Annotated in this window: 29 protein-coding genes and 1 tRNA gene; 20 read left to right on the forward strand and 10 right to left on the reverse strand. The window is 68.3% G+C overall.

The window, feature by feature from the left end; translation table 11 throughout:
• Window positions 1–5: 5 nt before the first annotated feature.
• Window positions 6–989 (forward strand): quinone oxidoreductase family protein, encoded by a 984-nt coding sequence (locus CGR01S_RS11130; protein WP_042426732.1) that lies wholly within the window; start codon window positions 6–8, stop codon window positions 987–989.
• A gap of 146 nt (window positions 990–1,135) precedes the next feature.
• Here CGR01S_RS11130 and CGR01S_RS11135 read toward each other — a convergent pair.
• Together CGR01S_RS11135 and trxB are read right to left on the reverse strand one after the other, a co-directional pair.
• A tRNA-Ser gene (locus CGR01S_RS11135) sits at window positions 1,136–1,223 on the reverse strand.
• 57 nt (window positions 1,224–1,280) lie between these two features.
• On the reverse strand, window positions 1,281–2,234 hold the full coding sequence (gene trxB / locus CGR01S_RS11140; protein WP_042426735.1) for a thioredoxin-disulfide reductase: 954 nt from the start codon (window positions 2,232–2,234) through the stop codon (window positions 1,281–1,283).
• A 146-nt stretch (window positions 2,235–2,380) separates the two neighbouring features.
• Between trxB and CGR01S_RS11145 the strand changes: the two genes are divergently transcribed.
• Genes CGR01S_RS11145 through lolA form a run of 3 tightly spaced genes read left to right on the forward strand, consistent with a single transcriptional unit; the run spans window position 2,381 to window position 6,088 of the window.
• Window positions 2,381–3,055: a Crp/Fnr family transcriptional regulator gene (locus CGR01S_RS11145; RefSeq protein WP_042426738.1), complete on the forward strand. Its 675-nt coding sequence runs from the start codon at window positions 2,381–2,383 to the stop codon at window positions 3,053–3,055.
• A 40-nt stretch (window positions 3,056–3,095) separates the two neighbouring features.
• A complete protein-coding gene (locus CGR01S_RS11150) occupies window positions 3,096–5,435 on the forward strand; it encodes a DNA translocase FtsK (RefSeq protein ID WP_042426741.1) in 2,340 nt (779 codons plus the stop codon).
• Between the two features lie 20 nt (window positions 5,436–5,455).
• Window positions 5,456–6,088 carry an outer membrane lipoprotein periplasmic chaperone LolA gene (lolA, locus tag CGR01S_RS11155; RefSeq protein WP_042426745.1) on the forward strand — a complete coding sequence of 211 codons (633 nt, stop codon included), beginning with the start codon at window positions 5,456–5,458 and terminating at the stop codon, window positions 6,086–6,088.
• Between the two features lie 10 nt (window positions 6,089–6,098).
• Here lolA and CGR01S_RS11160 read toward each other — a convergent pair whose 3' ends face one another.
• The 3 genes from CGR01S_RS11160 to CGR01S_RS11170 form a co-directional block, all read right to left on the reverse strand.
• Complete coding sequence (locus tag CGR01S_RS11160; RefSeq protein WP_042426751.1) at window positions 6,099–6,455, reverse strand: DUF1304 domain-containing protein; 357 nt, start codon at window positions 6,453–6,455, stop codon at window positions 6,099–6,101.
• A gap of 67 nt (window positions 6,456–6,522) precedes the next feature.
• Window positions 6,523–7,107, reverse strand: a complete 585-nt coding sequence (locus CGR01S_RS11165; protein WP_042426754.1) for a uracil-DNA glycosylase family protein — start codon at window positions 7,105–7,107, stop codon at window positions 6,523–6,525.
• A complete protein-coding gene (locus CGR01S_RS11170; RefSeq protein WP_042426885.1) occupies window positions 7,107–7,496 on the reverse strand; it encodes a DUF488 domain-containing protein in 390 nt (129 codons plus the stop codon). Before CGR01S_RS11170 ends, CGR01S_RS11165 begins: the two co-directional genes overlap by 1 nt.
• A 29-nt stretch (window positions 7,497–7,525) precedes the next feature.
• On the opposite strand from CGR01S_RS11170, the gene CGR01S_RS11175 reads away from it, so the two are divergent.
• The 8 genes from CGR01S_RS11175 (at window position 7,526) to CGR01S_RS11210 (ending at window position 14,982) form a co-directional block, all read left to right on the forward strand.
• Window positions 7,526–8,926, forward strand: a complete 1,401-nt coding sequence (locus tag CGR01S_RS11175) for a replication-associated recombination protein A (protein ID WP_042426757.1) — start codon at window positions 7,526–7,528, stop codon at window positions 8,924–8,926.
• A 256-nt stretch (window positions 8,927–9,182) separates the two neighbouring features.
• Window positions 9,183–10,112: a branched-chain amino acid ABC transporter permease gene (locus CGR01S_RS11180; RefSeq protein WP_042426760.1), complete on the forward strand. Its 930-nt coding sequence runs from the start codon at window positions 9,183–9,185 to the stop codon at window positions 10,110–10,112.
• 13 nt (window positions 10,113–10,125) lie between these two features.
• A complete protein-coding gene (locus CGR01S_RS11185; protein ID WP_042426888.1) occupies window positions 10,126–11,202 on the forward strand; it encodes an ABC transporter permease subunit in 1,077 nt (358 codons plus the stop codon).
• Window positions 11,203–11,224: 22 nt separating this feature from the next.
• Complete coding sequence (locus CGR01S_RS11190) at window positions 11,225–12,007, forward strand: ABC transporter ATP-binding protein (protein ID WP_042426762.1); 783 nt, start codon at window positions 11,225–11,227, stop codon at window positions 12,005–12,007.
• A gap of 2 nt (window positions 12,008–12,009) precedes the next feature.
• Complete coding sequence (locus CGR01S_RS11195; RefSeq protein WP_042426765.1) at window positions 12,010–12,735, forward strand: ABC transporter ATP-binding protein; 726 nt, start codon at window positions 12,010–12,012, stop codon at window positions 12,733–12,735.
• A 76-nt stretch (window positions 12,736–12,811) separates the two neighbouring features.
• Entirely contained in the window at window positions 12,812–13,183 is a 372-nt protein-coding gene (locus CGR01S_RS11200) for a DMT family protein (RefSeq protein ID WP_042426768.1), read from the forward strand.
• 116 nt (window positions 13,184–13,299) lie between these two features.
• Window positions 13,300–13,947 (forward strand): DUF47 domain-containing protein, encoded by a 648-nt coding sequence (locus CGR01S_RS11205; protein ID WP_042426770.1) that lies wholly within the window; start codon window positions 13,300–13,302, stop codon window positions 13,945–13,947.
• Between the two features lie 24 nt (window positions 13,948–13,971).
• Window positions 13,972–14,982 (forward strand): inorganic phosphate transporter, encoded by a 1,011-nt coding sequence (locus CGR01S_RS11210; protein ID WP_042426773.1) that lies wholly within the window; start codon window positions 13,972–13,974, stop codon window positions 14,980–14,982.
• Between the two features lie 140 nt (window positions 14,983–15,122).
• Here CGR01S_RS11210 and CGR01S_RS11215 read toward each other — a convergent pair whose 3' ends face one another.
• On the reverse strand, window positions 15,123–15,569 hold the full coding sequence (locus tag CGR01S_RS11215) for a TM2 domain-containing protein (protein ID WP_042426775.1): 447 nt from the start codon (window positions 15,567–15,569) through the stop codon (window positions 15,123–15,125).
• A 194-nt stretch (window positions 15,570–15,763) separates the two neighbouring features.
• Here CGR01S_RS11215 and rpsP point away from each other — a divergent pair, with 194 nt between their 5' ends.
• From rpsP to CGR01S_RS11245, 6 genes are all read left to right on the forward strand, one after another.
• Complete coding sequence (gene rpsP, locus CGR01S_RS11220) at window positions 15,764–16,018, forward strand: 30S ribosomal protein S16 (RefSeq protein WP_042426891.1); 255 nt, start codon at window positions 15,764–15,766, stop codon at window positions 16,016–16,018.
• A 74-nt stretch (window positions 16,019–16,092) separates the two neighbouring features.
• A complete protein-coding gene (gene rimM, locus CGR01S_RS11225; RefSeq protein ID WP_042426778.1) occupies window positions 16,093–16,662 on the forward strand; it encodes a ribosome maturation factor RimM in 570 nt (189 codons plus the stop codon).
• Between the two features lie 12 nt (window positions 16,663–16,674).
• Window positions 16,675–17,445, forward strand: coding sequence for a tRNA (guanosine(37)-N1)-methyltransferase TrmD (gene trmD / locus CGR01S_RS11230; RefSeq protein WP_042426781.1), 771 nt, complete (start codon window positions 16,675–16,677; stop codon window positions 17,443–17,445).
• Between the two features lie 112 nt (window positions 17,446–17,557).
• Window positions 17,558–17,944, forward strand: coding sequence for a 50S ribosomal protein L19 (rplS, locus tag CGR01S_RS11235; RefSeq protein WP_042426784.1), 387 nt, complete (start codon window positions 17,558–17,560; stop codon window positions 17,942–17,944).
• Between the two features lie 85 nt (window positions 17,945–18,029).
• The gene (locus tag CGR01S_RS11240) at window positions 18,030–18,743 is read left to right on the forward strand and encodes a CoA pyrophosphatase (protein ID WP_042426787.1); all 714 of its coding nucleotides are present in this window, start codon (window positions 18,030–18,032) and stop codon (window positions 18,741–18,743) included.
• Between the two features lie 64 nt (window positions 18,744–18,807).
• Window positions 18,808–19,794, forward strand: a complete 987-nt coding sequence (locus tag CGR01S_RS11245; protein ID WP_042426789.1) for a CobD/CbiB family protein — start codon at window positions 18,808–18,810, stop codon at window positions 19,792–19,794.
• 27 nt (window positions 19,795–19,821) lie between these two features.
• On the opposite strand, the gene rsgA is transcribed toward CGR01S_RS11245, so the two are convergent.
• Genes rsgA through CGR01S_RS11260 form a run of 3 tightly spaced genes read right to left on the reverse strand, consistent with a single transcriptional unit; the run spans window position 19,822 to window position 22,433 of the window.
• Window positions 19,822–20,766, reverse strand: coding sequence for a ribosome small subunit-dependent GTPase A (rsgA, locus tag CGR01S_RS11250; RefSeq protein WP_042426791.1), 945 nt, complete (start codon window positions 20,764–20,766; stop codon window positions 19,822–19,824).
• A gap of 15 nt (window positions 20,767–20,781) precedes the next feature.
• Window positions 20,782–21,120 carry a 4a-hydroxytetrahydrobiopterin dehydratase gene (locus CGR01S_RS11255; protein ID WP_042426793.1) on the reverse strand — a complete coding sequence of 113 codons (339 nt, stop codon included), beginning with the start codon at window positions 21,118–21,120 and terminating at the stop codon, window positions 20,782–20,784.
• A complete protein-coding gene (locus tag CGR01S_RS11260) occupies window positions 21,117–22,433 on the reverse strand; it encodes a M48 family metallopeptidase (RefSeq protein ID WP_042426795.1) in 1,317 nt (438 codons plus the stop codon). Before CGR01S_RS11260 ends, CGR01S_RS11255 begins: the two co-directional genes overlap by 4 nt.
• 37 nt (window positions 22,434–22,470) lie before the next feature.
• Here CGR01S_RS11260 and orn point away from each other — a divergent pair, with 37 nt between their 5' ends.
• On the forward strand, window positions 22,471–23,097 hold the full coding sequence (gene orn / locus CGR01S_RS11265) for an oligoribonuclease (RefSeq protein WP_042426797.1): 627 nt from the start codon (window positions 22,471–22,473) through the stop codon (window positions 23,095–23,097).
• 86 nt (window positions 23,098–23,183) lie between these two features.
• Here orn and CGR01S_RS16720 read toward each other — a convergent pair whose 3' ends face one another.
• Complete coding sequence (locus CGR01S_RS16720) at window positions 23,184–23,336, reverse strand: hypothetical protein (protein WP_156967556.1); 153 nt, start codon at window positions 23,334–23,336, stop codon at window positions 23,184–23,186.
• Between CGR01S_RS16720 and CGR01S_RS11270 the strand changes: the two genes are divergently transcribed.
• Window positions 23,335–25,074: a DEAD/DEAH box helicase gene (locus tag CGR01S_RS11270; protein ID WP_042426799.1), complete on the forward strand. Its 1,740-nt coding sequence runs from the start codon at window positions 23,335–23,337 to the stop codon at window positions 25,072–25,074. The genes CGR01S_RS16720 and CGR01S_RS11270 overlap by 2 nt on opposite strands.
• Window positions 25,075–25,133: the final 59 nt, after the last annotated feature.

The raw sequence follows: 25,133 nt of genomic DNA on the forward strand, positions 1-25,133 counted from the left end.
CCGCCATGAGCCTTGCCGTCCAGATCCGCCAGCACGGCGGTCCCGAAGAACTCCAGCTCGTCGACCTCGCCGTGGGCGAGCCCGGCCCCGGCGAGATCCGTATCCGCCACCACGCCATCGGCCTGAATTTCATCGACGTCTACCACCGCACCGGCCTGTACCCCCTGGCCATGCCCGCAGGCATAGGCATGGAGGGCGCGGGCGTGGTCGAGGCCGTGGGCGCGGGCGTTACGCACCTGCAGCCGGGCGACCGCGCGGCCTACGCCAGCCAGCCGCCGGGCAGCTACTGCGAGGTGCGCGTCATGCCCGCCCGGTGCGTGTGCAAGCTGCCCGACGCCATCAGCTTCGAGACCGGCGCGGCCATGATGCTCAAGGGCCTGACGGCGCAGTACCTGCTCAAGAAGACGCTGCCCGTGCAGGGCCTGCAGAGCGGCGACTACGTGCTGTTCCACGCGGCGGCCGGCGGCGTGGGGCTGATCGCCTGCCAGTGGGCCAAGGCCCTGGGCCTGCAGCTCATCGCCACGGCCGGCAGCGACGCCAAATGCCGTCTGGCCCTGGAGAATGGCGCCGCCCATGCCATCAACTACAACACCGAGGACTTTGCCGCGCGCGTCAAGGAGATCACCGGCGGCCAGGGCGTGAAGGTGGTGTACGACTCCGTGGGCAAGGACACCTGGGACAAATCCCTGGACTGCCTGCGTCCCTTCGGCCTGATGGCGAGCTTCGGCAACGCCTCGGGCCCGGTGCCGCCTTTTGCGCCGGGCATGCTGGGCGCCAAGGGCTCGCTCTACGTCACGCGCCAGACGCTGTTCACGCACATGGCCACGCGCGCGTCCACCCAGGCCATGGCCGACGATTTGTTCGCCGTGGTGCAGAGCGGGCAGGTGAAGATCCACATCGCCCAGCGCTATGCCCTGCGCGACGTGCAGCAGGCGCACCGCGACCTGGAGGCACGCAAGACCACGGGCTCCACCATCCTCACGCTGTGACGGCGGCCGGCCCTGTGGGCGGGCGGGGTGGGTATTTCAAGTCAAATCTGCCTCCAGCGCTTACTGGGTAAGCGCTGGCAGCTATCGAATGAGGAGCTTTGGGCGGGTGCCCGCCCGAGGGCGGGCCAGCCGCAGGCGGACGCTGTTGGCGGAGAGCCAGGGATTCGAACCCTGGAGCCCTTGCGGGCTGCCGGTTTTCAAGACCGGTGCAATCGACCACTCTGCCAGCTCTCCGAGGCCGCCATTGTATGTGCGTATGGGCAGGCCTCCGGCGGCCGCTGCGCGGCGCGCTCAGCCCTGCTGTTCGAGGTAGCGCTGGGCGTCGAGCGCGGCCATGCAGCCCGTGCCCGCGCTGGTGATGGCCTGGCGGTAGACATGGTCCTGCACGTCGCCCGCGGCGAACACGCCGGGCACCGAGGTCTGCGTGGCAAAGCCCTGCAGCCCGCCCTGGGTGACGATGTAGCCGTTCTCCAGCGCCAGCTGGCCCTGGAAGATCGCGGTGTTCGGGGCGTGGCCGATGGCGATGAAGCAGCCCTGCAGGGCGATGTCCTCGGTGTGGCCGTCCTGCGTGTGCCGGATGCGGATGCCCGTCACCCCGCTGGCGTCCCCCAGCACCTCGTCGAGCGCGAAGAAGGTCTTGAGCACGATCTTGCCCTCGGCCACCTTGGCCATGAGCTTGTCCACGAGGATGGGTTCGGCGCGGAACTTGTCGCGCCGGTGCACCAGCGTGACCTTGCGCGCGATGTTGGCGAGGTACAGCGCCTCTTCCACGGCGGTGTTGCCGCCGCCGACCACGCACACGTCCTGGTCGCGGTAGAAGAAGCCGTCGCAGGTGGCGCAGGCCGAGACGCCGCGGCCCATGAAGGCTTCCTCCGAGGGCAGGCCCAGGTATTTGGCCGACGCGCCCGTGGCGATGATCAGCGCGTCGCAGGTGTAGCGCCCGCTGTCGCCGGTGAGGGTGAAGGGGCGCCGGGAGAGATCGACCTCGTTGATCTGGTCGAAGACGATCTGCGTCTGGAAGCGCTCGGCGTGCTGCAGGAAGCGCTCCATCAGCGCCGGGCCCTGCACGCCGTGCACGTCGGCGGGCCAGTTGTCCACCTCGGTGGTGGTGGTGAGCTGGCCGCCCTGGGCCATGCCGGTGATCAGCACGGGCTGGAGGTTGGCGCGGGCGGCATAGATGGCGGCGGTGTAGCCGGCAGGGCCGGAGCCGAGGATCAGGACTTTGGCGTGCAGGGCGTCGGACATGGTAAAAGCTCGGGTTTTGTGCGCCGATGGCGCATGAAGAGTGAGGGCATAAGTATCAACCATGTGCCACGCGCGCCAGCAATACCCGCTTTATGGCGGCTATTGAACAAAGCGAAGAACGGCAGCGCAGGCAAGGAGAACCATGAATGGCGATGTTGTCCAATTTCGATCTGCTGCGCCGCGTGCCGCTGTTTGCGCGCCTGACGGAGGTGCAGGCCCAGGTGATCGGCGCGGCCGTGATCAAGCGGCGCTACAAGCGCGGCGAGGTGCTGGTGGAGCAGGGGTGCAAGTCCGATGCGCTGTTCCTGCTGCTGACCGGGCGCGCGCGCGTCACGGCGGCCGACAGCCGCGGGCGCGAGGTCATCCTGGCCACGCTGGGGCCGGGCGACTACCTGGGCGAGATGAGCATCATCGACAACGAGCCGCATTCGGCCACCGTGCGCGCCGAGGTGCACACCGATGTGCTGGTGCTCGGGCGCGCGGAGTTCACGCGCTGCCTGCTGGAGAACGCCTCCATGGGCCTGGTGCTGATGCGCGGCCTGGTCAAGCGGCTGCGCCAGGCCGACCGCAAGATCGAATCGCTGGCGCTGCTCGACGTCTATGGGCGCGTGGCCCATGCCCTGCTGGAGCGGGCCGAGACCGACGCCCAGGGGCGCATGCTCATTGCCGGCAAGATCTCGCGCCAGGATCTGGCCAAGTCCATAGGCGCCTCGCGCGAAATGGTCAGCCGCGTGATGAAGGACCTGGAAAACCGCGGCTTCATCGAACTGCTGCCCGAGGGCGCGACGCTGCTGCGCACGCACCTGCAGACCCTGGGCTGATGGGGCGCGGGGCTTGCGGTAAGCTTGCGGCCGCACGCCTATGACCTATTCGCTCAATACCCTGAACGCCTCGTCCGAGAAACACACCGCGCGCACCGGCCCCCGCCTGGGGCAGGATGCCGTCCTGGCGCTGGGCCTGCTGGCGCTGGTGCTCTGGCTGCTGGCGCTGGTGAGCTATTCGCCGCTGGACCCGGCCTGGTCCACCACGGGCGTGGCGGGCGGCGCAGTGCGCAACTGGGCCGGGCGCCTGGGCGCCTGGCTGGCCGATGCGAGCTATTTCGCGCTCGGTTTTTCCGTCTGGTGGTGCGTGGCGGCCGCGGTGTTCGCCTGGCTCAGCGGCCTGGCGCGCTGGATGCGGGCGGGCGAGCCGCTGCCCGATGGGGCGCGCCCGCGCCATGCGCTCTGGGTGCGGGCCTGGTTCTGGGGCGGGCTGGCGGTGCTGCTGTGCGCCAGCACGGCGCTGGAGTGGTCGCGCCTGTACCGCTTCGAGCCGGCCCTGCCCGGGCATGCGGGCGGCCTGCTGGGCTACCTGCTGGGGCCGTTGAGCGTGCGCTGGCTGGGTTTCACGGGCTCGGGGTTGGTGGGCATCGTGCTCGTGGTGGCGTCGGTGGCGCTGGTGTTCCGCTTCTCCTGGGGCCTGCTGGCCGAACAGCTGGGCGCGCGCATCGAGGCGCTGGTGCAGTCGGGCCGCGCACGGCGCGAGGCGGCGCGCGACGCGGCCGAAGGCCGGCGCGCCGCACGCGAGCGCCAGGAAGTGGTGCGCGAGGAGCGCCACGAGATCGAGGAGCACCACCCGCAGCCCGTGCAGATCATCGAACCCGTGCTGGCCGAGGTGCCGCAGAGCGTGCGCGTGGCCAAGGAGCGCCAGAAACCCCTGTTTGCCGAGATGCCCGACAGCCGCCTGCCGCAGGTGGATCTGCTCGACGGCGCGCCGCAGCACAAGGAGGCCGTGGCGCCCGAGACGCTGGAGATGACCAGCCGCCTGATCGAGAAGAAGCTCCGCGACTTCGGCGTGGAGGTGACCGTGATGGCTGCCCAGCCCGGTCCGGTCATCACGCGCTACGAGATCGAGCCCGCCACGGGCGTCAAGGGCTCGCAGATCGTCAACCTCGCCAAGGACCTGGCGCGCTCGCTGAGCCTGGTGTCCATCCGCGTGGTCGAGACCATTCCGGGCAAGACCACCATGGCGCTGGAGCTGCCCAACGCCCGGCGCCAGACCATCCGCCTGTCCGAGATCCTGGGCTCGCAGGTCTACCACAACGCCAAGAGCATGCTCACGGTGGGCCTGGGCAAGGACATCGTGGGCAACCCCGTGGTCGCCGACCTGGCCAAGATGCCGCACTGCCTGGTGGCCGGCACCACGGGCTCGGGCAAGTCGGTGGGGATCAACGCCATGATCCTCTCGCTGCTCTACAAGGCCGAGGCGCGCGACGTGCGCCTCCTGATGATCGACCCCAAGATGCTGGAAATGTCGGTCTACGAGGGCATTCCGCACCTGCTCGCGCCCGTGGTCACCGACATGAAGCAGGCCGCCCACGGCCTGAACTGGTGCGTGGCCGAGATGGAGCGGCGCTACAAGCTCATGAGCAAGCTGGGCGTGCGCAACCTCGCGGGCTACAACACCAAGATCGACGAGGCGGGGCAGCGCGAGGAGCACATCCCCAACCCCTTCAGCCTCACGCCCGAGCAGCCCGAGCCGTTGCAGCGCCTGCCGCACATCGTGGTGGTGATCGACGAGCTGGCCGACCTGATGATGGTCGTGGGCAAGAAGATCGAGGAGCTCATCGCCCGCCTGGCACAGAAGGCGCGCGCGGCGGGCATCCACCTCATCCTGGCCACGCAGCGTCCCAGCGTGGACGTGATCACGGGCCTGATCAAGGCTAACATTCCCACGCGCATCGCCTTCCAGGTGAGCAGCAAGATCGACAGCCGCACCATCCTCGACCAGATGGGCGCCGAGGCCCTGCTGGGCATGGGCGACATGCTCTACATGGCCAGCGGCACGGGCCTGCCCATCCGCGTGCACGGCGCCTTCGTCTCCGACGACGAGGTGCACCGCGTCGTCAGCTACCTCAAGGAACAAGGCGAGCCGGACTATATCGAAGGTGTGCTGGAGGGCGGCAGCCTGGACGGCGAGGGCGACGCCGGGTTCGAAGGCGGCGGCGGCGAGGGCGGCGAGAAGGACCCCATGTACGACCAGGCCGTCGAAGTGGTGCTCAAGGACCGCAAGGCCAGCATCTCCTACGTGCAGCGCAAGCTGCGCATCGGCTACAACCGCTCGGCCCGGCTGCTGGAGGACATGGAGAAGGCCGGCCTGGTCAGCGCGCTCACCGCCAGCGGGCAGCGCGAAGTCCTGGTGCCCATGCGCGGCGGCGAGTAGGCCGTCTTTCCGGAGCTCCGATGAAACGTATTTTTGCTGCTGTTTTGATAGCTACTGGCGCTCAGTGGGCAAGCGCTGACGGCCTGAAAAGCCTGGAATCCTTCATGAAGGGCACCCAGTCGGCGCGTGCCGATTTCACCCAGGTGGTGACCACGCCCGCCAAGGACGGGCAGGAGGCGCGCCAGAAGACGTCCAGCGGCAGCTTCGAGTTCCAGCGGCCCGGGCGCTTCCGTTTCGTCTACAAGAAGCCCTTTGAGCAGACCATCGTCGCCGACGGCACGAGCCTGTGGCTGTACGACGTGGACCTGAACCAGGTCACCCAGCGCCCGCAGGCCCAGGCCCTGGGCAGCACGCCGGCGGCGCTGCTGGCCTCGGCGCCCGACCTGCAGGCGCTGCGCAGCGACTTCACGCTCGAATCCGCGCCTGCGCAGGACGGCCTGGAGTGGGTGCAGGCCGTCCCGAAGGCCAAGGACGGGGCGCTGCAGAACGTGCGCGTGGGTTTCCGCGACGGGCAGCTCGCAGTGCTGGAGATCCTCGACGGCTTCGGCCAGCGCTCCTCCATCCGCTTCGCCAACCTGCAGGCCAACCCGCAACTGCCCGCAAGCACCTTCCAGTTCAAGCCCCCGGCCGGGGCCGACATGCTCAAGCAATAAGCCGCAGCCTTCAGGCCAGCAGCACCAGCGTCAGGCCGATGGCGGCCGGCAGCGCCTGGATGAACAAAATCTTGCGGCTGGCCGTGGCGGCGCCGAACACGCCGGCCACGAGCACGCACAGCAGGAAGAACACCTGCACCGCCTGCCCGGCGCCGCCCAGCCACAGCCCCCAGAACAGGCCGGCGGCCAGGAAGCCGTTGTACAGCCCCTGGTTGGCCGCCAGCGTCTTGGTGGCCGTGGCCATTTCCTGCGTCAGGCCAAAGGCGCGCCGCCCGGCGGGCTTGTCCCAGAGGAACATCTCCAGCACCAGGATATAGACGTGGAGCAGGGCGATCAGCGCGACGACGGCGTTGGCGGCAAGGGACATGGCGGTGCATTCTGGTGGCGAAGAGGCACAGCATAGTCGCGCCGCGCAAAACCTGCAGGCGCCCTGCTCAGGCCAGTGCCTGTGCCACGCGCGCACGCAGCTCGGGCAGCAGCTCGGCCTCGAACCAGGCGTTCTGGCGCAGCCAGCCGTTGTTGCGCGGGCTCGGGTGCGGCAGCACGAGCAGGCGGGGGCCATGGCGGCGCCACTGGCGCACGGCCTCGGTGAGTGGGCCGCGGTGCTGCGGCAGGTGCCAGGCCAGCGCATGCTGGCCCAGCACCACAGTCAGGTGCAGGTGCGGCAGGTGGTCCAGCAGGCTCTGGCGCCAGGCCGGGGCGCATTCGGGGCGCGGCGGCAGGTCGCCCGATGGGCCTTTGCCGGGGTAGCAAAAGCCCATGGGCAGGATGGCCACCTGGCGCGGGTCGTAGAAGGTGTCGCGCCCGATGCCCAGCCAGGCGCGCAGGCGCTCGCCGCTGGCGTCGTCGAAGGGCACGCCCGAGGCATGCACCTTGCGGCCCGGCGCCTGGCCGGCGATGAGGATGCGCGCATCCGCATGGGCCTGCAGCACCGGGCGCGGCCCCAGCGGCAGGTGCGCCGCGCAGAGCTGGCAGGCGCGCACGCGCGCGAGCAGGGCGTCGAGCGGCTCGCCCGGCATCACGGTGTGATGCGTGCACCGGCTTCGGCCAGCAGCTCGCGCAGCACCGAGCGGTGGCAGTGCGCCTCGTCCTCGCAGTAGCAGCCCACCGAGAAGTTTGCGTCCTGCGACAGGCGGGCCAGCAGCGCCAGGGTATGGCGGTTCTCGGGCGTGGCCATCTCGGCGCGGTATTTGCGCACGAAGGCGGCCCATTCCTGGGGTGTGGCTGCGGCCTGGGCCTGTTTCACGGTTTCGGGGCTGGGCGCGAGGTTGGGGTACCAGACGTCGTACCAGTTCTGCGCCGCGAACTGCTCCTTGGGCACGCCGCGCGGCGGGCGGCGCACGGTGCCGATGCGCGTGCCTTCGCCGGGGGCGCGCGGGCTGCCGAGTTGAACGATGCGGACTGCCATGGGAACCTCCTGGGCGGCCATTCTGACCCATGGCGGGCGGCTTGGGGGCGTATTTGCCCGCTACCATCGTGGCTACCGTGAAACCGTCCGTCCCCCCCCACCAGCCCCTGGCCGAGCGCCTGCGCCCGCGCCAGCTTTCCGAAGTCATCGGCCAGCAGCATGTGCTGGGGCCGGGCATGCCGCTGCGGCTGGCGTTCGAGTCGGGCCGGCCGCACAGCTGCATCCTCTGGGGGCCGCCGGGCGTGGGCAAGACCACCATCGCGCGCCTCATGGCCGATGCCTTCGACGCGCAGTTCATCAGCATCAGCGCCGTGCTCGGCGGCGTGAAGGACATCCGCGACGCCGTGGAGCGCGCGCAGAGCGCGCGCGAGGGCCTGATGCAGCAGCGCACCATCGTCTTCGTGGACGAGGTGCACCGCTTCAACAAGAGCCAGCAGGACGCCTTCCTGCCGCATGTGGAGAGCGGCCTGTTCACCTTCATCGGCGCGACCACCGAGAACCCCTCGTTCGAGGTCAACTCGGCCCTGCTGTCGCGCGCCGCGGTGTATGTGCTGCAGCCCTTGTCGGCCGATGATTTGAAGCAAATTGTGGCTCTGGCGCAGGCACAGCAAGCGCTGCCAGCTATCGAAAATGAAGCATTGGAGCGCCTGGTGTCCTATGCCGATGGCGATGCGCGGCGCCTGCTCAACACGCTGGAGACACTGGAGATGGCGGCGGCGCAGGAGGGGCTGGCGCAAATCACCGACGCCTGGCTGCTCAAGGTGCTGGGCGAGCGCATGCGCCGCTACGACAAGGGCGGCGAGCAGTTCTACGACACCATCAGCGCGCTGCACAAGTCGGTGCGCGGCTCCGACCCCGACGCTGCGCTCTACTGGCTGGTGCGCATGCTCGACGGCGGCGCCGACCCGCGCTACCTGGCGCGGCGCATCGTGCGCATGGCCTGGGAGGACGTGGGCCTCGCGGATCCGCGCGCCCTGCAGATCGCCAATGAGGCCGCCCAGACCTACGAGCGCCTGGGCTCCCCCGAGGGCGAACTGGCCCTGGCCCAGGCCGTGATCTACCTGGCCGTGGCGCCCAAGAGCAACGCGGGCTACAAGGCCTACAACGCGGCACGCGCTTTCGTGAAGCAGGACGCCACGCGCCCCGTGCCCCTGCACCTGCGCAATGCGCCCACCAAGCTCATGAAGCAGCTCGACTACGGCAAGGGCTACCGCTACGCGCACGACGAGGAGGGCGGTTTTGCCGCTGGCGCAAGCTACCTGCCCGAGGGCATGGCGCCGCCCGGCTTCTACCAGCCGGTCGAGCGCGGGCTGGAGATCAAGATCGCCCAAAAACTGGCCGACCTGCGTGCACGCAACGCGGCCGCCCAGGAACCCTCTCCGGCGCCTGCCGCGCCGGCATCCGCGGCGCCCGACCCGTCCCCAGATTGATAAGAAGGGGTGCAGTATTCAGCGGGGCATCAAATAATCTTATGTGGTGCGATCATGGCTGATGCGTTGTAAACCCGAGGGAAAACCCCTCCGTGACGGGGTGGCGGTGCCAAGGTTCCAATAGCTACAATTCCGCACCCAAACCCGCGTGGCCGCATTCCCAGCGGGTTTTTTGCTACATGGCAGGCGGGCTCAAAAGGCTGTACCGTTCCTGGTGCCTCCAGCGCGAACCCGTCAAAAACGAAGGACATTTCTTATGGACATCTTGCTGCAACAGATCATCAACGGTCTGGTACTCGGCAGCATGTACGCCTTGATAGCCTTGGGCTACACCATGGTGTACGGCATCATCCAACTGATCAACTTTGCCCACGGCGAAGTGCTCATGATCGGAGCGCTCACGAGCTGGACCTGCATTGGCCTGATGAAGGAAGCCATGCCCGATGCCCCCGGCTGGCTCATCCTGCTGCTGGCCGCCTTGATCGCCTGCATCGTCGCGGCCGCGCTCAACTACACGATTGAGAAAGTGGCCTACAAGCGCCTGCGCAACAGTCCGCGCCTGGCTCCGCTGATCACCGCCATCGGCATGTCGCTGCTGCTGCAGACGCTGGCCATGATCATCTGGAAGCCCAACTACAAGCCCTATCCCACGCTGCTGCCCAGCACGCCGTTCTCCATCGGCGGGGCCTTCATCACGCCCACGCAGATCCTCATCCTGGGCATCACGGCGGTCTCGCTGGCGGCCATGGTGTACCTGGTGAACTACACCCGCCTGGGCCGCGCCATGCGCGCCACGGCCGAGAACCCGCGTGTGGCCGCCCTCATGGGCGTCAAGCCGGACATGGTGATCTCGGCGACCTTCATCATCGGCGCCGTGCTCGCGGCCATCGCCGGCATGATGTACGCCTCCAACTACGGCACGGCGCAGCACACCATGGGCTTCCTGCCCGGCCTCAAGGCCTTCACCGCCGCCGTGTTCGGCGGCATCGGCAACCTGGCCGGCGCCGTGATCGGCGGCATCCTGCTGGGCCTGATCGAAGCCATCGGCTCGGGCTACATCGGCTCGCTGACCGGCGGCGTGCTGGGCAGCCACTACACCGACATCTTTGCGTTCATCGTGCTCATCATCATCCTCACGCTGCGCCCCTCGGGTCTGCTGGGTGAGCGAGTGGCCGATCGCGCCTGAGGAGAACCACACCATGAAGAACCAAAAGATCCAGTGGATCCTGGGCGGCATTGCCCTGCTCGTGCTGCCCCTCGTGCTGCAGTATTTCGGCAACGCCTGGGTGCGCATCGCCGACCTGGCGCTGCTCTACGTCATGCTCGCCCTGGGCCTGAACATCGTCGTCGGCTACGCCGGCCTGCTCGACCTGGGCTATGTCGCCTTCTACGCCGTGGGCGCCTACATGTTCGGCCTGCTGGCCTCGCCTCACCTGACGGACAACTTCGCCTGGTTTGCCGCCACCTTCCCCGACGGGATGCACATCTCGCTGTGGCTGGTGATTCCGCTGGCGCTGGTGCTGGCGGCCTGCACCGGCGTGCTGCTGGGCATTCCGGTGCTCAAGCTGCGTGGTGACTACCTGGCCATCGTGACGCTGGGCTTCGGCGAGATCATCCGCATCTTCATGAACAACCTGGACCACCCCGTCAACCTGACCAACGGCCCCAAGGGCATTGGCCAGATCGACTCGGTGCGCGTCTTCGGCCTGGACCTGGGGCGGCGGCTGGAGCTGTTCGGCTACGACATCAACTCCGTCACGCTGTACTACTACCTGTTCCTGGTGCTGGTGATCTTCACCATCATCATCTGCTACCGCCTGCAGGACTCGCGTATCGGCCGCGCCTGGATGGCCATCCGCGAGGACGAGATCGCCGCCAAGGCCATGGGCATCAACACGCGCAACATGAAGCTGCTGGCCTTCGGCATGGGCGCTTCGTTCGGCGGTGTGTCGGGCGCCATGTTCGGTGCCTTCCAGGGCTTCGTCTCGCCCGAGTCGTTCAGCCTGATGGAGTCGGTGATGATCGTCGCCATGGTGGTGCTGGGCGGTATCGGCCACCTGCCGGGCGTGATCCTGGGGGCCGTGCTGCTGTCGGCCCTGCCCGAGGTGCTGCGCTACGTGGCCGGCCCCTTGCAGGCCATGACCGACGGGCGCCTGGACGCCGCCATCCTGCGCCAGCTGCTCATCGCCCTGGCCATGATCATCGTCATGCTGCTGCGTCCGCGCGGCCTGTGGCCCTCGCCCGAGCACGGCAAGAGCCTGACGCAAAAGTCCTGAGAACACCACCGAGAGTTTGAACATGGCAGAAAAAACCAACGATGTGGTGCTGAAGGTCGCCGGCATTTCCAAGCGCTTTGGCGGCCTGCAGGCCCTCTCCGACGTGGGCATCACCATCCAGCGCGGTCAGGTCTACGGCCTGATCGGGCCCAACGGCGCGGGCAAGACCACGTTCTTCAACGTGATCACGGGCCTGTACACCCCCGACAGCGGCAGCTTCGAGCTCGCCGGCCAGCCCTACGAGCCCACGGCCGTGCACCTGGTGGCCAAGGCCGGCATTGCGCGCACCTTCCAGAACATCCGCCTCTTTGCCGAGATGACGGCGCTGGAGAACGTGATGGTGGGGCGCCATATCCGCACGCATTCCGGCCTCATGGGCGCGATCTTCCGCACCCAGGGCTTCAAGGCCGAGGAAGCCGCGATCGCCCAGCGCGCCCAGGAACTGCTCGACTACGTGGGCATCGGCAAGTTCGCCGACTACAAGGCGCGCACCCTGTCCTACGGCGACCAGCGCCGCCTGGAGATCGCCCGCGCCCTGGCCACGGACCCGCAGCTCATCGCGCTGGACGAGCCCGCCGCCGGCATGAACGCCACCGAGAAGGTGCAACTGCGCGAGCTGATCGACCGCATCCGCAACGACAACCGCACCATCCTGCTCATCGAGCACGATGTGAAGCTGGTGATGGGCCTGTGCGACCGCGTGACGGTGCTGGACTACGGCAAGCAGATCGCCGAAGGCACGCCTGCTGAAGTGCAGAAGAACGAAAAAGTGATTGAGGCCTATCTGGGCACCGGAGGACACTGAGCATGGCCGAAAAAACCAACGTATTGCTGAAGGTCAAGGGCCTGAAGGTCGCCTACGGCGGCATCCAGGCCGTCAAGGGCGTGGACTTCGAGGTGCGCGAGGGCGAACTGGTCTCGCTGATCGGCTCCAACGGCGCGGGCAAGACCACCACCATGAAGGCCATCACCGGCACCCTGGGCATGAACGATGGCGACATCGAATACCTGGGCAAGAGCATCCGCGGCCGCGGCGCCTGGGACCTGGTCAAGGAAGGCCTGGTCATGGTGCCCGAAGGACGCGGCGTGTTCGCGCGCATGACCATCACGGAAAACCTGCTCATGGGTGCCTACACGCGCAATGACCAGGCGGGCATCGCCGCCGACATCGAGAAGATGTTCACCATCTTCCCGCGCCTGCGCGAGCGCAAGGACCAGCTCGCCGGCACCATGTCGGGCGGCGAGCAGCAAATGCTGGCCATGGGCCGCGCGCTCATGAGCCAGCCCAAGGTGCTGCTGCTCGACGAGCCCTCCATGGGCCTGTCGCCCATCATGGTGGACAAGATCTTCGAGGTGGTGCGCGACGTGTACCAGCTCGGCGTGACCGTCGTGCTGGTCGAGCAGAACGCCAGCCGCGCGCTGGCCCTGGCCGACCGCGGCTACGTCATGGAGTCCGGCCTGATCACCATGACCGGCGCGGGCCAGGACCTGCTGAGCGACCCCAAGGTGCGCGCCGCCTACCTGGGCGAGTGATACGCTCTCGCCCCTTGCGCAGCAAGGCACCGCAAGGCGGTGCCTTGTCGTTTCTGCCTGCCGCTGCCTGATCGCCATGCACGTCCTGCAAACCCTCCAATCCCTGCCCGTCGGTCTGCAAACCGTGCTGCTGCTGGTGGCCAGCAATGTGTTCATGACCATTGCCTGGTATGGCCACCTGAAGAACCTGGCCACCGCGCCCTGGTACATCGCCGCCCTGGCGAGCTGGGGCATTGCCCTGTTCGAGTACCTGCTGCAGGTGCCCGCCAACCGCATCGGCTTCACGCAATTCGACGTGGGGCAGCTCAAGATCCTGCAGGAGGTCATCACCCTGTCGGTCTTCGTGCCTTTTGCCGTGCTCTACCTGGGGCAGCCGCTCAAATGGGACTATTTGTGGGCCGGCCTGTGCATGGTGGGGGCGGTGTACTTCATTTTCCGCGGGGGCTGAGCGCCTGCGGGCGGCGGCCCGGTTAAACTCTGCGGTCTGCCGCCGTGTTCACACAATGATGCAATTGCGGCATACCCCGACCCTACTCCCCACGACTACCCCGACTTGGAGCCCTCATGCTGTTTGGCAAGCTGTTGCCGCGCGAAGGCAATTTTTTCGATATGTTCAACCAGCACGCCGAGCGCATCGTCGAAGCGGCGCGTGCCTTCTCGCAGCTGGTGGCCAATTACAACGATCTGCACCTGCGCGAGAAATACGCCCAGGACGTGGACAACGCCGAGCGCGCGGCCGACCGTGTCACGCACGACATCAACAAGGCGGTGCACAAGACCTTCATCACGCCCATAGACCGTGAGCAGATCCATTCGCTGATCAACACCATGGACGATGTGGCCGACCTGTTCCAGGACTCGGCCGAGACCATGAGCCTGTACGACGTGCGCTACATGACGGACGAGATCACGCGCCTGACGGACCTGAGCGTCAAGAGCTGCGAGCGTCTGCAGGACGCCGTCCGGCTGCTCAACAAGCTGGCCGACCCGGCCAGTGCCGAGGCCGCGCTCAAGACCTGCGAGGAGATCGACAAGCTCGAAGGCGACGCCGACCGCGTGCTGCGCAGCGCCATGAGCAAGCTGTTCCGCGAGGATGTGGACGTGCGCGAGCTCATCAAGCTCAAGGCCATCTACGAGCTGCTCGAGACCATCACCGACAAGTGCGAGGATGTGGCCAATCTGATCGAGGGCATCGTCCTCGAGAACTCCTGACCCCCTGGCGCAAGCGGTCCCCCCATGGAAACCGTTCCTTCCGCCCTCTGGGTCGTCATCCTCCTGGTCGCGCTGGCCGTGCTGTTCGACTTCATGAACGGCTTCCACGACGCGGCCAACTCCATCGCCACCGTCGTCTCCACCGGCGTGCTGCGCCCAGGCCAGGCCGTGGTCTTCGCCGCGTTCTTCAATTTCGTCGCCATCTTCATCTTCCACCTGAGCGTGGCGGCGACCATCGGCAAGGGCATCGTGGACCCGGGTGTGGTCGATACGCACGTGGTGTTCGGCGCGCTGGTGGGGGCCATCACCTGGAACGTCATCACCTGGTACTACGGCATCCCCAGCAGCTCCTCGCATGCGCTCATCGGCGGCATCGTGGGGGCCGTGATCGCCAAGGCGGGGGCCGGCGCCCTCGTGGCCAAGGGCATTCTCAAGACCGTGGCCTTCATCTTCGTCTCGCCGCTGCTGGGCTTTCTGCTCGGCTCGCTGATGATGGTGGCGGTGGCCTGGCTGTTCCGGCGCACGCGCCCCAGCAGCGTGGACCGCTGGTTCCGGCGCCTGCAACTGCTCTCGGCCGGCGCCTACAGCCTGGGCCATGGCGGCAACGATGCGCAAAAGACCATAGGCATCATCTGGCTACTGCTCGTCGCCACGGGCTACACCTCGGCTGCGGACTCCGCGCCGCCCACCTGGACCATCGTCGTGTGCTATGCGGCCATCGGCCTGGGCACCATGTTCGGCGGCTGGCGCATCGTCAAGACCATGGGGCAGAAGATCACCAAGCTCAAGCCCGTGGGCGGCTTCTGCGCCGAGACGGGCGGCGCCCTGACGCTGTTCATGGCCACCCTGCTGGGGATTCCGGTGTCCACCACGCACACCATCACCGGCGCCATCGTCGGCGTGGGCTCCACGCAGCGCGCCAGCGCCGTGCGCTGGGGCGTGGCCGGCAACATCGTCTGGGCGTGGATCCTCACCATCCCGGCCAGCGCCTTCGTCGCGGCAGTGGCCTACTGGGTGAGCCTGCAGATGTACTGAGGAGCAGCCCCTGCGCGCCGGGTGGCAGGCCCCGCGTCTTTCCGGGCGCGCGGGCCTTTGCCGTACCAGGTGCGGGCGCTCGCTTCTGCTTCTCTTTCTATAGCTGACAGCGCTTGCCCCGCAAGCGCTGGAGCCCGATTTCACTGAGAAATCTTGCGCGCTTCCTCGATCTGGTATTCGAAGTAGCGCTGGAAGCTGAAGGCCAGGCTGGCCATGAGCACCCCGGCGCCCACCATCAGCGCCGCAACGATGGCGGCGATGGTGAACCAGTTCGTCCGGCCGGCGGCGGCCTCGCTGTCTGCGGCGGGGTTGTAGCGCGCATTCCAGCGCTCGGGCGGCGTGAGGGCGTAGAGGATGGCGCGCAGCGCGCAGCCGGCGATGGTGAAGCCCAGCAGCGGGATCAGCAGCCAGCTCCAATGGTCGTCCACGCCGAACTGCTGTACGCGCTCGATGCCGTACACGCCCAGCGCCGTGGGCAGGGGCAGCAGCCAGCCCAGCGGGTCGGTCAGGCCGTGCAGGTAGAAGCGGTGCAGGCCCAGTGGGCCGCCGAGAAAGGCCAGCCAGGTGGCCAGGGTCTTGTTTTTCATGCGCCCATTATTGGGGCTGGACGCCTTCGGTGGCGCTCCGAGGTCTTTGTCCCGGCAGGAGCTGCCGCAGGCAGGAGAAAGAAAGATATAATCGGCGGCTTTGCAGCGTGTCGCTGGCCGGGTGGCCATGTCGCGTGTCTCAAACGCCGCAAAAAACCTGCAGCAATTGCTGTCAACCACCCGAAGGATTGATCATGGTCGTGATTCGACTCTCCCGCGGCGGCGCCAAGGCCCGTCCGTTCTACAACATCGTCGTGGCCGACAAGCGCGTGCGCCGCGATGGCCGTTTCATCGAGCGCCTGGGCTTCTACAACCCCCTGGCCAAGGGCAACGAGGAAGGCCTGCGCATCGCCCAGGACCGCCTGAGCTACTGGCAAGGCGTGGGCGCCCAGGCTTCTCCCACCGTGGAGCGCCTGATCAAGGTGGCTGCCAAGAAGATCGCCGCCTAAGCCTCCCGGGCTGCGGCCAATGCGGGTTGCGTCGCTGCATGGCTGACGCAGCCCGTTTTTTTTATTCCCCATCCATGACCACTGCCTTGCAGCTTTCTCCTGCCGAACTGCCGGCCGATGCCGTCGAGCTTGCGCGCATCGGCGATGCCTGGGGCGTCAAGGGCTGGTTCCACGTCGTGCCCCACAGCGCCCAGCCGCAGGCGCTGCGCACTGCGCGGCGCTGGTTTCTGCAGCCTGCGGAGCGCGGCGCGCGCACCTTCAGCGGCACCGTGCAACTGGCCATCACCCAGGTGCGCGAGCACGCGGGCGGCCTGGTGGCCTGCGCCCAGGACGTGGCGGACCGCAACGCCGCCGAGCTGCTGCGCGGCGCGCGGGTATTCCTCGCGCGCGCCGACTTCCCGCCCGCGCAGGACGGCGAGTATTACTGGGTGGATTTGATCGGCCTGCAGGTTGTCAACCGCGAGGGCGTGCCGCTCGGGCAGGTGCGCGACCTGCTGGCCACCGGCCCGCAGACCACGCTGGTGCTGGAGTACGAAGAGGGCGGCAAGCCGCGCGAGCGCCTGATTCCCTTCGTCTCCGCGTTTGTCGACCAGGTGGACCTGGCGGGCCGCCGCATCACGGTGGACTGGCAGCCCGATTACTGAGGCAGGGCCACCATGCGGTTTGACGTCATCACCCTGTTCCCCGAGCTGTTCGGCCCGTTCCTGCAGAGCGGGGTGACGCGCCGGGCCTTCGGTTCGGGCCTGGTGGACGTGCACCTGTGGAACCCACGCGACCATGCCCAGGGCAATTACCGGCGGGTGGACGACCGGCCCTTCGGCGGCGGCCCCGGCATGGTGATGCTGGCCGAGCCGCTGGCGCGCTGCCTGGCCGCCATCCGCAACGCGCGCGCCGAGCCGCCGGCGGCGCAGGCGCCGGTGGTGCTGTTCTCGCCCATCGGCGAGCCGCTGCACCACGCGGCCGTGCAGCGCTGGGCCGCCAGCAGCGGCGCCATCCTGCTGTGCGGGCGCTACGAGGGCATAGACCAGCGCTTCATCGAGGCGCATGTGGATGTGCAGATCAGCCTGGGGGACTTCGTGCTCTCGGGCGGCGAGATCGCCGCGCTGGCGCTGCTCGACGCCGTGGCGCGCCTGCAGCCCGGCGTGCTGGGCGACGAGGGCAGCCACCAGTTCGACAGCTTCAACCCGCAGCTCGACGGTCTGCTCGACTGCCCGCACTACACCCGCCCGGAAGTCTGGGAGGGGCGCAGCGTGCCCGCGGCGCTGCTCTCGGGCCACCATGCGCAGATCGAGCAGTGGCGCCGCGCCCAGCGCCTGCAGACCACGGCGCGCCACCGCCCGGACCTGATCGCCCAGGCGCGCGCCAGCGGCAGGCTCACGGCGCAGGATGAGAAAGCCCTCGCGGATCTGGACAAGAAACCGTTATAATCAAAGGCTTTTCGATCCTCTGCCCGGCCGCTTTGCGCACACCGCAGCGAAGCACAGATGTCAATCCCGACACAGCCAATCATGGCGCGGACACGATCGCAAGGATGCAAGCATGAATCTGATCCAGACCCTCGAAGCGGAAGAAATCGCCCGCCTCGGCAAGAACATCCCTGATTTTTCGCCTGGCGACACGGTGATCGTGAGCGTCAACGTGGTGGAAGGCACGCGCAAGCGCGTGCAGGCCTACGAAGGCGTGGTCATCGCCAAGCGCAACCGCGGCATCAACAGCGCCTTCACGGTGCGCAAGATCTCCAGCGGCGAAGGCGTGGAGCGTACCTTCCAGACCTACAGCCCCCTGATCGCCAAGATCGAGGTCAAGCGCCGCGGTGACGTGCGCCGCGCCAAGCTGTACTACCTGCGCGAGCGCAGCGGCAAGTCGGCCCGCATCAAGGAAAAGCTGCCTTCCCGCGTCAAGACCACGGAAGGCGCGGCAGAATAAGGCCTCGCCTGCTTCTGTACGCCCGCCACCAGCCGCTGCAGGTTTTGCCCGCAGCGGCTTTTTGCTTTTGTCCTGCCTGCCGCGCATGAGTACGTCCTCTCCCCCTTCGCCGCCGACGGAGTCGCTCGCGCTGCCCGACTTCGACCCGCGCAGCGTGCCCGTCGAGCGCGTGGACGCCGACCTGCCCGCCGTGCCGCTGGCGCAGCAGACGCCCGAGGCGCTGCGCGCGCGCTTTCGCGCGCCGCCGGCCTGGGAGCCCGAGGTGGTGGTGGAGCGGCGCTTCTCCAGCCGCGCGCCCGCGCAGGCCGCGGTGCTCGTGCCCATCGTGCTGCGCCAGGAGCCCATGGTGCTGCTCACCGAGCGCACGGCCCATCTGTCCACGCATTCCGGGCAGGTGGCCTTCCCGGGCGGGCGCGCCGACCCCGAAGACGCCAGCCCCGCCGACACGGCGCTGCGCGAGGCGCACGAAGAGGTCGGCCTGGAGCGGCGCTACACCGAGGTGTTGGGCAGCCTGCCCCTGTACCGCACCGGCTCGGCCTTCATCATCACCCCCGTGGTGGCCCTGGTCGATCCCGGCCACACCCTGCGCCCCAACCCGCATGAGGTGGCGGACGTGTTCGAGGTTCCGCTGTCCTTCCTGCTCGACCCCGCGCACCACCGGCGCCACGCCGTCGTCTGGGAAGGCGTGCGCCGCGAGTGGTTTTCCATGCCCTGGGACGACGGGGCCAAGACGCATTTCATCTGGGGCGCCACGGCCGGCATGCTGCGCAATTTCTACCGCTTCATGAGCGCGCGCTAGGAATGCGCTGAGCGCATCGCCGCGCTGGCCGCGGGCGGTGGTATGGCCGGTATGATCCGGAGCCATGAGTTTCTTCGCCATTCTGTTTGCGCTGTTGATCGAGCAGGCGCGTCCGCTGGCGCGCAGCAACCCCATCCATGCAGGGCTGCGCGCGTGGTCGCTGTCGGTCAGCCGCAGCTTCGATGCCGGCGCGGCGCACCACGGCTGGGTGGCCTGGAGTCTGGCGGTGCTGGTACCCGCGGTCTTCGTGCTGGCGGTGCACGCCGCGCTGACCTGGTGGGTGGGCTGGCCCGTGGCCGTGGTCTGGAACGTGGCGGTGCTCTACATCACGCTGGGCTTTCGCCAGTTCAGCTACCACTTCACCGGCATCCGCGACGCGCTGGAAATGGGCGACGAGGCCAGCGCCCGTGCACGCCTGGCCGAGTGGCAGCGCGTGGACGTGGGTGAGCTGCCGCGCAGCGAGATCGTGCGCCACGTGATCGAGTATTCCGTGCTGGCTGCGCACCGCTCGGTGTTCGGTGTGCTCGCCTGGTTCTCGGTGCTGGCGGCCCTGGGCCTGGGGCCCATGGGGGCGGTGCTCTACCGCATGGCCGAGTTCGTTTCGCGCTATTGGGCCGACGGCGGCGACGACGCGGCGCAGCGCGCCAGCCCGGCCCTGCGCGCGGCCACGGCGCAGGCCTGGACGGTCATCGACTGGCTGCCGGCGCGCCTGACCGCCCTGTGCTTCGCCGTGGTCGGCAGCTTCGAGGAGGCCATCGAGGGCTGGCGCTTTCACGCGCAGCGCTTTCCCAACGACAACGATGGCGTCATCCTGGCCGCCACGGCGGGCGCGCTGAACGTGCGTCTGGGCGGTGAGGCCCTCAAGGCCGATGCCCACCCCCTGAGCACCCAGGGCTTCCAGGTCGATGCCCCCATCGGCGAGAGCGAGAGCACCCCCGGCCGTGCACCCGAGGTGGGGCATTTGCGCAGCGTCGTGGGCCTGGTGTGGCGCTCGGTGGTGGTGTGGATGCTGCTGCTCGCCCTGCTGACCCTGGCGCGCCTGCTGGGCTGACGCACGGCCGCCCCGGGGCGAGCGCGCTCAATACCGCGTCTGCGCCAGTTCGGCGAACAATTCGCTATATATCTTGTAGCGGTTGGCGCTGATTCCGTCAGCGCTTTCGCCGTTTTCCACGGCGGCAATCACGCGGCAGCCCGGCTCGTGCAGGTGGGTGCAGTTGTAGAAGCGGCAGCCCTGGGCATGGGCCGCAATATCGGGCATGCAGGCGGCCAATTGGGTGGGGGCGATGTGGCGCAGGCCGAACTCCTGGAAACCCGGCGAGTCGATCAGTGCCGTGCCGCGGGCGCGGTCCACCCAGTACCAGCGCGTGGCGGTGGTCGTGTGCTTGCCCGAGTTCAGCGCCTGGGAGATCTCGCCCGTCTGCACCTGCGCCCCGGGCACCAGCAGGTTGATCAGTGTGCTCTTGCCCGAGCCCGAGGGGCCCAGCACCAGCGTGGCCTTGCCCTGCAGGCGATCGAGCAGCGCAGCGCGGTCGGCGGCGTCGGCCTCTGCCAGGCCCAGGGCCAGCACCTCGTAGGGGTGGGCGCCGCCCATGCGGCGGTAAGGGGCCAGGCGCTCCCAGGCGCGGGCAAAGGGGCCTGCCAGGTCGCGCTTGTTCAGGGCGATCAGCGGCGCGATGTGCGCGGCCTCGGCCGCGATCAGGGCGCGCGCAAGCTGGCTTTCGGAAAACACCGGCTCGGCGGCGATGAGGATCAGCACCTGGTCGATGTTGGCCGCGAAGGATTTGGTGCGCACCTCGTCCTGCCGGTAGAACAGGTTGCGCCGCTCCTGCACCCGCTCGATCGTCCCTTCCTCGCCCTGGCCGGCGGCGGCGCCCTGCCACAGCACGCGGTCGCCGACCACGGCCTGGCTCTTCTTGCCGCGCGGGTGGCAGATGCGCTGCTGGCCGTCGCTGGTCTCCACCACGCAGTGGCGGCCGTGGGTGGCGACCACCAGACCTTCACGTGGCGTGCTGGGGGAGGGCATGGGGGCCGTCCGGGTTCAGGCCGCGAGCAGCGCGTCCACCCGCTGGGCGCAGTCGAGGTCGGTGTCCGAGATGCCGCCCACGTCGTGGGTGTTGAAGCGCACCACGCAGCGGTCGTAGTGCACCGACAGGTCGGGGTGGTGGTCCTGCGTGTGCGCGATGAAGGCCACGGCATTCACGAAAGCCATGGTCTCGTGGTAGTTGGCGAAGCGGTAGGTCTTGACAATGGCCAGGTCGGCACCGTCGCCCTGGAGCTGCCAGCCGTCGAGCTGGGCGAGTTTTGCTACCAATTCAGGAGCTGTCAGCGCACGTCGCGCCTGCGTGGACCAGTCTTTTTGCTTCAACATGGAGGTCATGCGGTGATGGGGGAGGGCATGCGCGCGAGGCGTTCGCTCGCGGGGGGATGCGAGTAGTGGAACTTCACGTACACCGGGTCGGGCGTGAGGGTGGAGGCGTTGTCCTCGTAGAGCTTGAGCAGGGCCGAGGCCAGGGCTGCGCCGCTGGCCTGGGTCATGGCGTAGGCGTCGGCCTGGAACTCGTGGCGGCGCGAGAGCTGCGCGAACAGCGGCGCCAGAAAGACCGTGAACACCGGCACCACGAGCAGGAACAGCAGCAGCGCCAGCGCATCGTGCGGCACCGCCGGCGCGCCGGGCACCAGCAGGTCCAGGCCGGGGCGCACGCCCAGCCCGGCGTAGAACCAGGCCTGCCCCGAGAGCCAGCCGAGCAGGGCGAAGCCCGCCAGACTCAGTGCAAACATCATCACCATGCGCTGCACGATGTGGCGGTGGTGGAAATGCCCCAGCTCATGCGCCAGCACGGCCTCCACCTCGGCGGGGGCGAGCTGCTTGAGCAGGGTGTCGTAGAAGACCACGCGCTTGCCCGCGCCAAACCCGGTGAAATAGGCATTGGCATGGCGGCTTCTGCGGCTGCCGTCCATCACGAACAGGCCCTTGGCCGTGAAGCCGCAGCGCTGCATCAGCGCGGTGACGCGCGCCTTGAGCGACTCGTCGCCCAGGGGTTCGAACTTGTTGAACAGCGGCGCGATGAACAGCGGGTACACCACCATGAGCAGCAGGTTCAAGCCCATCCACAGCCCCCAGGCCCACAGCCACCACAGGCCGCCCGCGCTGCCCATGAGCCCCAGGATGGCTGCCGCGATGGGCAGCCCGATCAGCGCGCCCAGCAGCAGCGACTTGGCCAGGTCGGCCAGCCACAGGCGCAGCGTCATCTGGTTGAAGCCGTAGCGCTGCTCCAGCACGAAGGTCTGGTACAGCGACAGGGGCAGGTCGATCACCCCGTTGATCAGCGCAAAGGCGGCCAGCAGCGCCAGTTGCTGCAGCATGCCGCCGCCCAGCCAGGCCAGCAGGGCCTGGTGCAGCGCGTCCAGGCCGCCCAGCAGCGTCCAGCCCAGCAGCACGGCCGCGCCCAGCGCCATCTCCAGCAGGCCCAGGCGCGCCTTGGCCACGGTGTAGTCGGCCGCCTTCTGGTGGGCGGCGAGCGGTACGCGCTGCGCGAACGCGGCCGGCACCTGGGCGCGGTGGCGCATCACGTGGCGGATCTGGCGCGACTGCAGCCAGAGCTTGAGCCAGAGCCCGGCCAGCAGCGCTGCCACAAAGGCCAGCGTCAGGGCCAGCGAGGGAGAGAGGGCGGCGGGAGCGTCGGCAGGCATGAGGCGCGAGTGTAGGCCATCGGCGACAATTGCGCCCATGTCTGGAACCACTGCCCCCACCGCCTCCGTGCTCGCCAAATCGGACCAGAACCTGGTCTGGCTCGACTGCGAAATGACCGGCCTCGACCCCGAGAAGGAACGCATCATCGAAATCGCCGTCGTCGTCACCGGCCCGCATCTGGAGCCGCGCGTCGAGGGGCCGGTGCTGGTCATCCACCAGTCCGACGAGCTGCTGGGCCGGATGGACGCCTGGAACAAGGGCACGCATGGCAAGAGCGGTCTGATCGACAAGGTCAAGGCCTCCACGCTGACCGAGGAGCAGGCGCAAACGCAGCTCCTGGCCTTTCTCACGCAGTACGTACCCAAGGGCAAGGTGCCGCTGTGCGGCAACAGCATCGGGCAGGACCGGCGCTTTCTCGCGCGCTACATGCCCAAGCTCGAAGCCTTTTTCCACTACCGCAATGTGGATGTCAGCACCCTCAAGGAGCTGGCCAAACGCTGGAAGCCCGAGGCCTACGCCAGCTTCAAGAAGGCGCAAAAGCACACTGCGCTGGCCGACGTGCATGAGTCCATCGAGGAGCTCATGCACTACCGCCGGCATTTCATCGCCGTCCCCGAGCCCCTGCCGGCGGAGGCGCTTGCGGGAAAACCCCAATCTGTGTGATAATCGCAGGCTTGCCGGGCAGCGCTCGTTGCGCGGCAAGTTTTGTGCATCTCCCTTCACACACCGGGCCCTGCACGCCGGCGCAATCACCCGATCTGCGCGGCGCCATGCAAATAATGCCCGCCTGGGCCGACCGCTGCGGCCACCAGGTTTCGTTTGATGGTTGATGTTTTGTAACCATCGAACGAAACCACCGCAGGAAAGCGCCTGCGGTTGTTTTCTTCGCGTGAGAAAACCATGACCGACACCCTCCAGGGGCGGGGCGACTTTGCGCCTGCCGATTCCTTTGTTTCCGATCTTTCCACCCCCGACATGGGTGACCTGGCCAGCGGCGTGAGCGCCGAGCCCAATGGCTTCGTCGAGCTGGGCCTGGTCCGCGAGCTGGTGCAAGCCGTCGCCGACCTGGGTTACACCCAGCCCACGGCCGTGCAGCGCAAGGCCATTCCGCTGGCCATGGGCGCGCAGGCCCAGGACGGGCGCTACATCGACCTCATGGTCTCCAGCCAGACCGGCAGCGGCAAGACCGCAGCCTTTCTGCTGCCCGTGCTGCACACGCTGATGGAGCAAAAGGCGCAGGCCGAGAGTGCGGCGCGCGCCGAGTTCGAGCGCCTGGCGCAAGAGGCCGCTGCACGCGGTGAGGCGCCGCCGAAGCGCCCGCGCCGCAAGAACCCCACGCTGGCGCGCAACTTCCAGCCGGCCGTGCCCGGTGCGCTGGTGCTGTGCCCCACGCGCGAGCTGGCGCAGCAGGTGGCGCACGACGCCATCGACCTGGTCAAGCACTGCAAGGGCCTGCGCATTGCCACGGTGGTGGGCGGCATGCCCTACCAGATGCAGATCGCCAAGCTGCAGAACGCCGACCTCGTGGTCGCCACCCCGGGCCGCCTGCTGGACCTGCAGCGCTCGCAGCAGATCCAGCTCGACCAGGTGCAGTTCCTCGTCATCGACGAGGCCGACCGCATGCTGGACCTGGGCTTTGCCGACGATCTGGCCGAGATCCACCAGCTCACCAGCGGCCGCAAGCAGACCATGATGTTCAGCGCCACCTTTGCGCCGCGCATCCAGCAACTGGCCCTGCGCGTGATGCACGACGGCGGCAGCAACGTGCAGCGCGTGCAGATCGACACCCCGCAGGAAAAGCACGCCAACATCCAGCAGATGCTCTACTGGGCCGACAATCCCCAGCACAAGCGCCGTCTGCTCGACCACTGGCTGCGCGACACGGCCATCAACCAGGCCATCGTGTTCGCCAGCACGCAGATCGAGTGCGACGAGCTCGCGGGCGACCTGCAGCAGGCGGGCTTCTCGGCCGTGGCGCTGCACGGCGCCCTGAGCCAGGGCCTGCGCAACCGCCGCCTCATGGCGCTGCGCAACGGCCAGGTGCAGATCCTCGTGGCCACCGACGTGGCGGCGCGCGGCATCGACGTGCCGACCATCACCCACGTGTTCAACTTCGGCCTGCCCATGAAGGCCGAGGACTACACGCACCGCATCGGCCGCACCGGCCGCGCCGGCCGTGACGGCCTGGCCGTGACCTTTGCCGAATTCCGCGACCGCCGCAAGATCTTCGACATCGAAGGCTATACGCGCCAGCCCTTCAAGGCATCCGTGGTGGCGGGCCTGGAGCCCGTGCAGCGCGCTCCGCAGGCCGATTTCGCCGGCCGCGGCGGGCGTGAGCGGCGCTTCGGCGCACCCGGGCGCGGCGGTTTCGGCGGCGAGCGCCGCGGCGCACCCCAGGGCGGCTACGGCGCGCGCGAGGAGCGCGACCCGCGCTTCGGCCGGCCGGCAGGCGGCGGCGCCCGCCGCGAGCACGAGGGCTATGGCCGCAAGGCCGGTTTCGGTGAGCCCCAGCGCGCCGCGCAGCCGCGCCGCTCCGAGGGCGGCTTTGCCCCGCAGCGCCCCGCCCACGGCAAGGCGGCCGGCGCTGGTGCCCGTGCCTTCGTCCCTTACGAACCGCGCAAGCGCAGCGCCCGCCCCTGATCCCAGGGGGGCGTGATCGCATGAAAAGGCCTCCCTGCGAGGCCCTTTTTTGCCCGCAG

Source organism: Comamonas granuli NBRC 101663 (assembly GCF_000739995.1).
Classification (GTDB): domain Bacteria; phylum Pseudomonadota; class Gammaproteobacteria; order Burkholderiales; family Burkholderiaceae_C; genus Simplicispira; species Simplicispira granuli.